The sequence below is a fragment of the 'Prunus avium' virescence phytoplasma genome (genome assembly GCF_050916135.1).
In the GTDB taxonomy this organism is placed as follows: domain Bacteria; phylum Bacillota_I; class Bacilli_A; order Acholeplasmatales; family Acholeplasmataceae; genus Phytoplasma; species Phytoplasma ziziphi.
Window position 1 is genome coordinate 309,801 of record NZ_CP069156.1, and the last position, 12,854, is coordinate 322,654.

Annotated in this window: 10 protein-coding genes; 1 reads left to right on the plus strand and 9 read right to left on the minus strand. The window is 22.4% G+C overall.

Annotation, left to right across the window (positions count from 1 at the left end; translation table 11 throughout):
- Window positions 1–133 precede the first annotated feature (133 nt).
- The 3 genes from ftsH to JNO41_RS01405 all read right to left on the minus strand — a co-directional run bounded on the left by ftsH (window position 134) and on the right by JNO41_RS01405 (window position 4,934).
- Window positions 134–1,918, minus strand: coding sequence for an ATP-dependent zinc metalloprotease FtsH (gene ftsH / locus JNO41_RS01395; protein WP_201736609.1), 1,785 nt, complete (start codon window positions 1,916–1,918; stop codon window positions 134–136).
- Complete coding sequence (locus tag JNO41_RS01400) at window positions 1,915–3,492, minus strand: ATP-binding protein (protein WP_432729626.1); 1,578 nt, start codon at window positions 3,490–3,492, stop codon at window positions 1,915–1,917. Before JNO41_RS01400 ends, ftsH begins: the two co-directional genes overlap by 4 nt.
- A 1,166-nt stretch (window positions 3,493–4,658) precedes the next feature.
- Entirely contained in the window at window positions 4,659–4,934 is a 276-nt protein-coding gene (locus JNO41_RS01405) for a hypothetical protein (RefSeq protein ID WP_432729628.1), read from the minus strand.
- Between the two features lie 464 nt (window positions 4,935–5,398).
- Here JNO41_RS01405 and JNO41_RS01410 point away from each other — a divergent pair, with 464 nt between their 5' ends.
- A complete protein-coding gene (locus JNO41_RS01410) occupies window positions 5,399–6,361 on the plus strand; it encodes an L-lactate dehydrogenase (protein ID WP_432729630.1) in 963 nt (320 codons plus the stop codon).
- Window positions 6,362–6,695: 334 nt separating this feature from the next.
- On the opposite strand, the gene JNO41_RS01415 is transcribed toward JNO41_RS01410, so the two are convergent.
- The 6 genes from JNO41_RS01415 to JNO41_RS01440 form a co-directional block, all read right to left on the minus strand.
- Complete coding sequence (locus JNO41_RS01415) at window positions 6,696–7,202, minus strand: SVM family protein (RefSeq protein ID WP_121464118.1); 507 nt, start codon at window positions 7,200–7,202, stop codon at window positions 6,696–6,698.
- A 359-nt stretch (window positions 7,203–7,561) separates the two neighbouring features.
- Complete coding sequence (locus JNO41_RS01420) at window positions 7,562–9,763, minus strand: ATP-dependent helicase (protein ID WP_121464119.1); 2,202 nt, start codon at window positions 9,761–9,763, stop codon at window positions 7,562–7,564.
- Window positions 9,764–9,807: 44 nt separating this feature from the next.
- The gene (gene tpiA, locus JNO41_RS01425) at window positions 9,808–10,605 is read right to left on the minus strand and encodes a triose-phosphate isomerase (RefSeq protein WP_201736619.1); all 798 of its coding nucleotides are present in this window, start codon (window positions 10,603–10,605) and stop codon (window positions 9,808–9,810) included.
- Between the two features lie 11 nt (window positions 10,606–10,616).
- On the minus strand, window positions 10,617–11,153 hold the full coding sequence (locus JNO41_RS01430) for a helix-turn-helix domain-containing protein (RefSeq protein ID WP_121464121.1): 537 nt from the start codon (window positions 11,151–11,153) through the stop codon (window positions 10,617–10,619).
- 459 nt (window positions 11,154–11,612) lie between these two features.
- Window positions 11,613–12,089, minus strand: coding sequence for a hypothetical protein (locus JNO41_RS01435; RefSeq protein WP_432729633.1), 477 nt, complete (start codon window positions 12,087–12,089; stop codon window positions 11,613–11,615).
- 5 nt (window positions 12,090–12,094) lie between these two features.
- Complete coding sequence (locus tag JNO41_RS01440) at window positions 12,095–12,772, minus strand: hypothetical protein (RefSeq protein WP_432729635.1); 678 nt, start codon at window positions 12,770–12,772, stop codon at window positions 12,095–12,097.
- Between the last annotated feature and the right edge of the window lie 82 nt (window positions 12,773–12,854).

Consider the following 12,854-nt stretch of genomic DNA (forward strand, 5'->3'; position numbering starts at 1 on the left):
CTAAAAAATTTAAATTATATTTGAATGAATAATAAAATTTTCAAAAAAATTACTACATAAATTTAATTAAAAATTTAAAAATATTATCCATATAATAAAAAAAGACTTTAAAAAAGTCTTTTTTTATTATACATTAAACTAATAAATCTATCTCTTCTTTAGTAATGGTTTCTTGTTCTAATAATTTTAAAGCTATTTTATCAAGTAAATCTTTATTTTTTTTCATAATTTTTTGACATTCTTGATAACATTGATCTATTATTTTTTTAATTTCTGTATCAATCGCTTTTTTATCAGAAAAATCAGAATCTTGAGAAACACCTAAATCACTCATTCCATATTTAGTCACCATTAAACTAGCTATTTTAGTAGCTTGTTTAAAATCCTCACAAGCTCCATTAGAAACATCGTCAAAAACTAATTCTTCAGCTACTCTACCGCCTAAATAAGAAATAATATTCGCTAACATTCTTTTTTTAGAAGAAAAGAAAGTTTCTTTTTCAGGTAACATTAAATTATAACCACCAGCTGAACCTCTTGGGATAATAGTAATCTTTTGAACTTTTTGAGCGTGTTCTAATTTTAAACCAATAACGGCGTGTCCAGCTTCATGGTAAGCCACCATTTTTCTTTCTTCTTCTGTATATTTAATTGATTTTTTGGCTGGACCCATTAAAACGCGATCAATCGCTTCTTCTAAATCTTCCATAGTAATCATTTCTTTTTGATTTCTTACTGTTAAAATAGAAGCTTCATTTAAAACTGCTTCTAATTGAGCGCCACTCATACCTGGAGTTTGTTTCGCTAATTGATTAAAATTAATATCAGGAGAAATATTTTTATTACGAACATGAACTTTTAAAATAGCTTCTCTAGCTTTAACATCAGGCAAACCAACTAAAACTTTACGATCGAATCTTCCTGTTCTTAATAAAGCTGAATCTAACATATCCGCTCTATTAGTAGCTCCAACAACAATAATTCCTTTTGATTTAGTAAAACCATCCATTTCAGTTAAAAGTTGGTTAAGAGTTTGATCTGTTTCTTGAGATCCTCCTGAAAAACCACCTCTTTTACTACCTAAAACATCTATTTCATCAATAAAAAGAATGCAAGGAGAATGATCTTTAGCTTCTTTAAATAATTCTCTGACACGAGAAGCACCGACACCGACATATTTTTCAACAAATTCAGAACCTGAAACCGCATAAAAAGGAACTCCTGCTTCTCCAGCTAAAGCTTTCGCTAATAAAGTTTTACCTGTTCCAGGAGGGCCTTCTAATAAAATACCTTTAGGTATTTTAGCTCCTACAGCAACATATTTTTGAGGTCTTTTTAAGAAATCAATTAATTCCTTCATCTCTTCTTTTTCTTCTTCATTACCCGCTACATCTTCGAAAGTAACAATTTTTTTCGAAGAAGTTAAAGAATAAGGTTGTTTTTTGTCTCGTTTCATATTTATAATAATATGACACATAAAAATAACAGAAGAAATATGAGAGATAATATGAAGTAATGGGTTCAAAACAGAAGTAATAGGTTTTAATTTAAATAATTCATAATTAGAAGGATACTCAAATAATTTAGCATTATTATTTTTTTTATCAAAAGTCATAATAAAATTATGATAAACAACTCCATCCATTTGAGAGTACCAAGTATTTTTTTCTTTATCAGTTATAATAATTTTGATATAAGGATCAGATCGTAAAATACTTCCTTGTAAATGAATAATTTGGATAGATTCTAAATTTGTATCATTATTAATTTTATCAAATAATTCCTGATGTCTAAGTTTATTTTTTCCTTCGGACCATTGTTCATTCAATTCATAAAATAAAGCTGTTAATAATATGAACAATAAACCTAAAATAAAAATAATTTTAGGTTTAATTAATGATTTTAATATTTTTTTCATTTACTATCACCTAATAATATTTTATTTTTTTGTTTACGAAGATATCGAAGATAACGACAATAAATTAAACCTATTAACCCCATGGTTAACAAAATGATACCGCTATATAATAAGAAATTCTGAGCAAAGGAAAAAGATTTATTCGAAAGATCTTTAGGTTTAGGAATTTTCATAGCTCTTTCTTGTTGTATTTTTTCTAAAACTGTTTCTAAATCTTTTATTTCTACATTCTCTTTGTCTTTTTTAACCGCTTCTAAAGCTGCGTCATTAACTAAACGTTTATAATCGCTTCCACTTAATTTACTTTCATAACATTTTTGAGCAAAATTTGTTAAAAAATCAGTGTTAATTTGATCATTTGTTTTTAAACTAGGGGTTAATTTAACATTTTTGAGATACATTTCTAAAATTAATTCACTATCTTTTTTATTTGGTAAATCAATTAAAATTTTTTTTTCTAATCTTCCAGAACGGGTTATCGCTTCATCTAATGATTCTAATCTATTGGTAGCTCCAACGACTATAATAGGATTCGGAGATTCTGTAAAACCATCTAATTCTGTTAAAAATTGGTTTACAGCAGATTGGGTTTCAGCTTTTCCCCCTCCTGTATCTTCCTTTAAAGAACCTCTTTTTCCAGCTAAAGAATCAATTTCATCAATAAAAATAATACATGCTGTTTTACAATTCCGAGCTTTTGCAAAAAGTTGTCTTATGTTTGCAGCACTTGAACCTAACGCAGCAGATATATATTCTGGACCTGATCCATAAAAAAAAGGAATACCTAATTCTTGGGTTAATTGTTTAACAAAATAAGTTTTTCCTGTTCCAGGAGGACCATGTAAAATAAAACCTTTTGGCACAGAAGCTCCTATTTTTTGATATTTTTCGTAATTATCAACAAAATCAGCAATATGTTTGAGTTCACTTTTAACCTCATCGTAACCTTTAACATTATTTAAAAAAGGAAGAGGTTCTATACGTTGAACAGTTGCTTCTCCTTTCAATAGAATATTATTCTTTGAAGCAATTATTTTAATTTTATCTGTGCCTTCTAATTTAACTGTTAATCCGTTTAAATCAAAACTAGGATTATTTAAAGCTTTTTGAATAGCTTTTTTTATTTTATTTACATTAGATACATCTTCTGATTTAATAGCTATTTTGATGTTTTCATTGAAAACATTTTTAAGTTCTTTTTGAATTCTATTTTTGGTTTGTTTTCCTTGTTCATCGTAAATTGCATCGAAAGTACCTGTATGATCTACATCAATAATACCTTCTTTATTATAAAATCTGGATGATATTTTTCTTATTTTGTGATCGTATACAATATCAAAAGTAAAACGATGTTTGTAATCGATGTTATGACCATCCGAATGATATTGTCTTGAAATACATTTAATTTGACCGTTATCAAATTCATATATTAATTCTCTTTCTTTTGTTTTTTTAGTTAAATCAGTAAAATATGTTACAAATAATTTTTTTGTTGATTCATATATTTGATTAATTCTATCTTTTGAATTTGTATAATTAGGTTCAATTTCATCTGATATTTGGGATGTAATCATTATTTTTATAATATCACTATTTTTATTCCAAATTATTTTCCAATTTTCAGAAAAATAAACTGTTTTTGTTAATATCCTTCCTTCATTGTCATATGTTTTATCATAAGTGTCGAAACTATCCCATTTAATTGTACCTTCAGAAGTATAAGCTCTTGATGTTAATATATTTCCTTGATTGTCATATGTTCGATCATAAGTGATGAAACTATCCCATTTAATTGTACCTTCAGAAGTATAAGCTCTTGATGTTAATATCCTTCCTTGATTGTCATATGTTCGATCATAAGTGTTGAAACTATCCCATTTAATTGTACCTTCAGAAGTATAAGCTCTTGATGTTAATATATTTCCTTTATCATTATATGTTCGATCATAAGTGTTGAAACTATCCCATTTAATTGTACCTTCAGAAGTATAAGCTCTTGATGTTAATATTTTGCTTTCATCATCATATGTTATATCATAAGTGATGAAACTATCCCATTTAATTGTACCTTCAGAAGTATAAGCTCTTGATGTTAATATCCTTCCTTGATTGTCATATGTTCGATTATAAGTGTTGAAATGATCCCATTTAATTGTACCTTCAGAAGTATAAGCTCTTGATGTTAATATATTTCCTTCATTGTCATATGTTTTATCATAAGTGTCGAAACTATCCCATTTAATTGTACCTTCAGAAGTATAAGCTCTTGATGTTAATATATTTCCTTTATCATTATATGTTCGATTATAAGTGTTGAAATGATCCCATTTAATTGTACCTTCAGAAGTATAAGCTCTTGATGTTAATATATTTCCTTTATCATTATATGTTCGATTATAAGTGTTGAAATGATCCCATTTAATTGTACCTTCAGAAGTATAAGCTCTTGATGTTAATATATTTCCTTTATCATTATATGTTCGATTATAAGTGTTGAACGCATCCCATTTAATTGTATTTTCAGAAGTATAATCTCTTGATGTTAATATATTTCCTTCATCATCATATGTTATATCATAAGTGTTGAAACTATCCCATTTAATTGTATTTTCAGAAGTATAAGCTCTTGATGTTAATATTTTTCCTTTATCATTATATGTTTGATCGTAAGTGTTGAACGCATCCCATTTAATTGTATTTTCTTGATCTTGATCCGTATTATAAAATCTAGAACTACATTTTATTTCATCATTATTTTTTCATATATAAATTCTCTTTGTTTTTTTGTTTTCATTTGATCTATAAAATATGTTCTGATTAATCTATTATTTTCTTGAGTTTTGTTTATATTATATTGTATATTTAGGTAATAAAAAAATTCTTGCTGTTCAATTATTTCTTGTGGTATGGTTATATTATCGCCATTTCCTCTAATATTATTTAAAGTAAAATATAAAAACAATACAATACTCAAAATAAAAAATAAATTCTTTCTGTGTATTCGTTTTCTATTCATTTATTTGTTTTGCCTTTCTTTATTTTCTTTATTTGGGTATTTTAATAGTATTATTGAAAAAGAAAAATTACTATTAATTTTAATTATAATACAAAAAAAAAAAAAAAGTATAATAAGGGTATAAAAAAAATAAAAAAAGAAAATAATAAAAAAATTCTTTTTAAAATATTTTATAAAAATATCTTTTATATTAAAATAAAACCGATTTTAAAGGAATACCACTTTTTTTACTTGAAAGCTGTATACGATGCAAGTTGTTTGTATACAGTTCGGACGGAGGCGAATTTGTAAATAAAACAGGACTAGATAGCATTAATAAACGCATTTTATCTATTTGTATTTATATAATAATTTCTTTGAAATAATTAATAAATATAAAAATTGGTTATAAAAACTTGTTTTTAATTTATAAACATAATATAATAGTAAGTAATTAATTAAAAATAAAAGAGGTGCTTTATTATATGAAACAAAACAAAATAACTATTATTGGTGGAGGAAATGTCGGATCAGCGATTGGATTAATTTTATCTCTTAATAAAATTGTTTCCGAAATTGTTATTTTAGATGTTAATCCGACTAAAGCACAAGGCGAAGCTACAGATATCAGTCAAGGTGTTAATTCTTTACATCCTATTCAAATTACAGCTACTAGCGATTACAAAGATACTAAGGATTCTGATATTGTAATTATTACTGCTTCTATTCCATCAAAAAATTTGAATAATCGATTAGATTTAATTAAAAGTAATTTGACGCTTTTTCAAAAAATCATTACTCCTATTACTTTATATAGTCCTGAATCTTTTTTATTAGTTGTTTCAAATCCTTGTGATATTTTGACATATATTGCTTATAAATTATCAGGTTTTCCATCTCATCGAGTATTAGGATCTGGAACAACTTTAGATACAGTTCGTTTAAGATTTTTATTATCACAAGAAATGAATATTGATGCTCGTGATATTGACGGTAATATTATTGGAGAACATGGCGATAGTCAAATAGCGACATGGTCATGTTTAAATGTTCATGGAGTTGCTTTTGAAGAAAATTTTGAAAAATTATTGCCTAAAAAAACTTTCGAAAAACATAACATAAATGATTTTAAAGAAATGATTGCTAATAAAGTTCAAAAATCAGCTTACGAAATTATTAGTCAAAAAGGTTATACTAACTATGGTATCGCAATTTCCGTTTTACATATCGTAGAAGCTATTATTAAAGATGAGAAAAAAGTTTTAAATACTTCATCTTATTTACAAGGTGAATATGGTATTAAAGATATTTATCTAGGTGTTCCTAGTGTTATCGGAAAATCAGGTGTAGAAAAAATTTTAGAAATTTCATTAAATAATAAAGAAAAAGAGCAATTGTTGAGTTCTGCTAAATTATTAAAAGGGATTATCGATGAATCCGCTTTATAATGATGTTTTTTCTGATAAAAAAATTAAATAAAAAAAGATTAACTTTTGTTAATCTTTTTTTATTAATATTCAGGTTGTTTCATAGTTATTTATTTAATGTCCGATTTATTTTTACGATAAAAGTTATAATTACTAAAGATAGAATAAAAAGAAAAGTTCAATATAATAATTGAATAAAATAATAATTAATTTTTTAGATAAATTAAATTTTTTTTAAAAAAGGATATATTACTTATCTTCTCATGAGTTATATTTTTTTATATTAACATATTTATTTAGGTTAAATATAATAAAAGACCTTTTGAAAGGTCTGAAAATTTATATGAAGATAAAATCAATGATTTATTTTATATGTTTCAATAAAATGTTTTAATCTAGCTTCTTTTTGGTTTACACAACTTACTTGTCTATTTATTTTTATAAGTTCTTTGATGTTTTCGGCAAAATTATCGCCTTCAGAAGTTATTATTTGAATAATTAAATTATTACGTATATTAATAAAATTATTCATTCTTTCGTCAATTATACGTCTTTCGCTTAAAACATGAATACGCGTCCTTAGCTCATCAATAGAATTACTATTTAAACGAACTTTGTTATCAAAAGCTTCTGTCATTATTTCGTCATGAAATTCAGGATTTACAACTTTAGCTATAATTTGCGATTGTTCTTCTAATGATTCATTTAATTTTTTATTTAATTCAATAAGTTCATTTAATATATTATCATTATTTTTCATCGCCATAATTTTATGATTAGTAGTAATTAAGAATAATAAATACAAACAAATAAATAAAATAATATTCAATATTTTAAATTGTTTTTTTGATTTAATTATCAATTGATATCACTCCTTTTATTTTATCTCTTGTTTTAAAAAAGATAAAGATTTATTTGTTTTTTTCATAATCATTTTGTAATAAATCTTTTTAATTAAACGACGTTATATAACATAACTTAAAACAAAAAAAGATTTTTAAAATTATAAAAATCTTTTTTTGTTTATCTAAATTATAAATCTTTTTGTAATAAAATTGACAAAAAAATTAAGATAAAAAATATATTAAAAATTATCTTTTGTTTTTATTTTTTTGTTTTTTATAAAAATTTTTTTTATATATTTGAAACACATAATTAAATTATTTAAGATATTTTTTCCATAATTGAATATGTATAAATTTTAAATAATTTAAAGAGATATTAAATTTTTTTTAAAGTAGAATGAGTAATAAGAATTTTTTTTATCCCATGAGGTTTAGGAAAAATTATTGACAAGATATCTTTGTTAACAGCGATAATAAAACCTTTCCCAAATATATCGTGCATAACCTTCTCTCCTGCTTTGTAAGATACTTTATTTGCGACTTTTTTTATGATAATAGGTTCATATTTATTAGGTTCCGATATTATTATATTTTCTTTTGGTTTAGAAAATTTCATTTCTTCTAAAAAAGATACAGGTCTTGCAAATCTATTTTTTTTATTATGAAATAAGAATTTTCTAGAATTTGCGCTTGTAAGAAAAAGTAATTCTTTTGCTCTTGTTATCGCCACATAAGCAATTCTTCTATCTTCTTGGACATTTTTTTTGCCATATTTTTCTGTATCATCTATAAAAATATTATCTTCCCAACCTATAACAAAAACAATTTTAAATTCTAAACCTTTAACTTTATGTATCGAGGATAAAAGAACTTGGCTTTTATCATTATCATCTTTTTCGCTATGCAAAGTTATTGTATTTAATAATTCATTTAATTTTTCTACAAAAGTACCTTTTTGTTTTTTATTTTCTGAATCGAAAAATTTTTGTAAATTATCTAAATTATTTTTGATTTTGTTTTCGTTTTCTTTATTATAATTATTTTTATCTTTTTCTTTTTGATCTAAAATTTCAGAATATTTAATTTCTTCATTGATTAAATGTATACAATTTGATAAATTGCATTTTGATTCATCGTGGAAAATTTTTAAAAGTTTTTGAAATGTTTTTTTTAAATTATTAATTTTTAAATTTATTGTATCTGTTTCGGGAACATAATCCATAGCTTCGAATAAAGAAATTTGTTTTTCATTAGCTATTTGTTCTAATTTATTTATAGTTGTTTTTCCTATTTGACGTGGAGGAGTATTAATAATTCTTTTAAAATCAAAATCATTTTTAGGAAAAAGAAGGACTTTGAGATAAGCTAAAAAATCTTTAATTTCTTTTTTTTGATAGAAAGAAATAGAATTTTTAATTATATAAGGAATGTGTTGAATAATTAAATTGTTTTCTATTTCTTTGTATAATTGATTTATTCTGTATAAAATAGCTATATCTTTATAATTATATTTGGAACTTTTTATTAATTTTTTGATTTTTTTAGCAATAAATTCGGATTCTTTTTTATCATTTTGGAAATTTTTATAAATAATTTCTCCATGATTCATATTACTTTTGAGATCGTTTTTAAAATGATTTTGTTTTTCATCATAATTATATTCAATTAATAAATTAGCTTTATCTAAAATATTTTGAGTAGAACGATAATTTTGATCTAAATACAAAACATCGGCCTGAAAATCTTTTATAAATAAATCATTACATAAAGGATCTGCTCCTCTAAAACTATATATATTTTGGTTCGGATCTCCTACAGCGAAAATAAAATTATTTTGACTTATCATTTTAATCATTTGATATTGAATTAAATCAATATCTTGGAATTCATCAATTAAAATATGCGAGAATTTTTTTTGATAAAAAGAAGTTAAAGAAGGATTATTTTTTAATATTTGATAAGTATAAATGATTAAATCATCAAAATCTAGAAAATTATTGTTTTTTAAATATTCTTCGTAAAGATCAAAAACTTTTTGTTCTTCAGAAGAATGAAATTTTGTATTTATTTTTTTTGGTATTTCTAATTCTTCAAAAATTTGTTTTTTTATTTTATTGTTTTTTATATAAGATATTTTTTTTATTAAATCTTTGACTTTATATTTATCTTTATCTAATTTTAAAATATCCATTTTTTCTTTGATAATTTTTTTATTTTCTTTTTCGTCGATAATAAAAAAAGAAGAAGTTAAATTCGAATTAAGATAATTAATATTCTGTTTTAAAAACGAATACCCAAAAGCATGAAAAGTACAAATTGTTAAATAAGAAAAATCATGATAAGGAATAAATTCTTTTAAACGTTTTCGCATTTCTTTAGCTGCGTTATTAGTAAAAGTTATCGCTAAAATATTATTTCCATCTATATTTAAATTATTGATTAAATGAACTATTTTATTAGTTAAAGTAGTTGTTTTTCCTGTGCCTGCACCAGCATGAAGATAAATAGCTTTTTTATCTGAAATGATAGCTTCTTTTTGTTTTTCATTTAAATTATTTAAATATTTTTGTTTTTCCATTTTTATTTTAAAAAACTTTCTTTTTTTTTTTTTTTATATAAAAATTATTCTAAATTGTCAGAATATTTTTCATTATATATTTTAAGTCCCGTTTCAGCGAAAGATAAGAAACTTGATACTTGTAAAGAACTATTTCCTATTAAAACACCATCAATTTCTTTTTGTTTTAAAATAATTTCTATATTAGATTCATTAGTAGAACCGCCATAAATAATTCTTATTTTTTGAGCTAATTCTTCAGAAAATAAAGAAGCTACTTTTTGACGGATATTTTTTATAATTTCGTTGGCATCTTCAGGTTGAAGACTTTTTCCTGTTCCGATCGCCCAAAAAGGTTCATAAGCTAATATAATTTTTTCTATAGAATCCTGTGAAACGTTTTGGAAAATATTTTCTAATTGTTTTTCTAAGAATATTTTAGTTTTGTTTTCGTTTTTAGTTGTAATATCTTCTCCTATACAAACAATAGGATAAATATTTATGTTTAAAAGAGCTAGAAGTTTTAAATTAACTGTTTGGTCTGTTTCACCAAAAAGTGTTCTTCTTTCGCAATGTCCGATTAAAGCATATTTAACACCTAAAGAATGTATATTTTTAGGAGAAATTTCTCCTGTATAAGCGCCTTCATTTTTGTAAAAAACATTTTGAGCGCCTATTCTCAAATTTTTTCCTTCTATTTGAGTTAAAACATCTAATAAAGTTATTTGCGGAAAAATAATAGTTTCTATTTTTTTTCTATCAGGCATTTTATTATTGATTTGATAAATGAAATTCAAAGCTGAATCTTTGCATTTATTCATTTTCCAATTACCAGCTATAACGATTTTTCTCATTTTAATTATATCCTTTATATTTATTTCGAAGACGAAATGATTTTTAATATTTTGGTTTTTTCTTCATTTTGATTTAATAAATAATATTTCTTATCTGTTGATAAGTAAAAAGTATCTCCTTTATTTAAAAAATACCTTAATTTATCTAAAACTAAAACAACTTCTCCTTCCAGTACAAAACCAAAAACATCTTCATTTTTCGGAGTATTAATTTTAGTTTGTCCTTTGGGTTCGATTTCTATAATTATTGGTTCTATTCGATATCTTGTTAGATAAGGGAAAAGATAATAAATAGTATTTTTAAGATTAGGTTCTTTGACAATTAAGAAATCTTCTCTTTTATGAATTGATTCTATATTTTGTTCTTCTTGAAAAAATTCTGAAGCTGATTTTTTAAAAATTTTTAATAAAGAAAATAAAATTTTTAAAGAAGGAGAAATTAAATTATTTTCTATTTGAGAAATATATCCGCTAGTTACGTTTATTTTCTTAGCTAAATCTTTTTGAGTTATTTTTTTTTCTAATCTTAAATTTCTAATTTGTTGCCCTATGTTCAATTTTAAGTTCCTTTTTTAAATTAAATAATGTAAATAATTAAAAAGAAATATATTTGAAATAATATTTCAAAAAAATAATAAAAATATAAAAATTTTATTTTTTTATATATACTTAATATTATATAATATTTGAAAAAATTATTGTTAATTTATAAAAAGAGAATAAATTCGTTGTATAAAAATAATTGTATTTTTATTTTATGATTTAGTTTTTTTTTATTTTGGGAATAAGTTTTTTTTAATTCTAATTTGTTTTTTATATTTTTTAAATAAACAAATATTTTTATTTTCAATATATTAATTTTTTTTATTAAAGAAAAATAAGAATTTTTTTTTTAAAATTTTTTTTCTTTTTGTTTCTTTGTTTTGATAAAAACAAATCATTTGACTTATATTTTTTTTGTATTTTTGTTTTTATAATAAGAATATTTTTTTCTTCTTTTTCTTGCATTTTTGTTATTAAATCATTTTTTCTTTTTCTATTTTTTGTTTTTTTAAGAATAATTGTTTTTGGATATTCAATTTTTGGATTAAGTCGTTTTCTTTATTTACTTTTTCTATTTCTATTTGATTTAATCTTTTGTGAAAATGGTTTTGAATTTCAATTAAAATATCTTTAAAATTTTCTTTAATAAGAATATCTTCTTTTCTTCTTGGATGTAATTTATTTTCGAATATTTTTTTTTCATTTAGAAAATGATTATCAAGATGATATTTTTCTTTTATTTGTATTTTTTTTGTTTTTTGGATATTTATTTTATGTATTTCTTGAGTTATTTTTAAAAAATTTTCAGATAGCCATATCATTTTTTGATATGCTTGGTTAAGTAATTCTTCTTTTTCTAATTTTATATCTTTATTAAAATTATTTTTAATTTTTGATAAATAAATGTATTCTTTATTTAGAAATTTATTTAGAAATTGGATATTTTTCAACTCTTTTAAATAATAAGAAATGATTTTTTTATACAAAATTTCAAATAAATTTTTTTGATTAAAGATGGATTTGTTTTTAAATTAGTTATTTTATTTAAATAAAAAGAGATTTTATTTTGATATAAAATATGTTTGTTTACGTGTTTTTCTTGAATTTTTTTGATTTTTTGAATATATTTTTCTTTTTGTAATTGTTTTTGTTGTTTTTTTTCTTTTAATAAAATAGTGGTTCTTTTTAATAAGATATAATTTTTTTCATAAATTTTAATTTCATTTTCTATTGAAAGGTAATCTTTTTTATTTTTATTAATTAAATCATGAATATAAAAAATATTTTTTTTGGTATATTTACAAATATTATTATACAAATCAATTTGTTTTTGAATATTTAATTGTTCTAAATGATCGATTTTTTCTCTTAATATATTAAGAAAATCAAATTGTTTATTTTGTAAATTATGGAAAAATAATTTACATAAATTTTGTATTCTTATTAATTCTTTTGTTTGATATTTTTTTTGTTTTAAATATTTTTTTAATTGATTTTTAAGGTTATGAAATAAATTGTTTTGTATTTGATTTTTAGAATCCATATAATCGATGAATAAAATCAAATTCTCTAAAATATTTTTTTTATACAAAAAATATTTTTCGATATCGTATTCTATTTCTAATGTTTCCATATTAGTTCTTTTATGGAAAAATTCTGTTTGTTGTTCGAAATTTATTTTTTTGCAAATATTATTTTTGTAATGTATTTGTTCT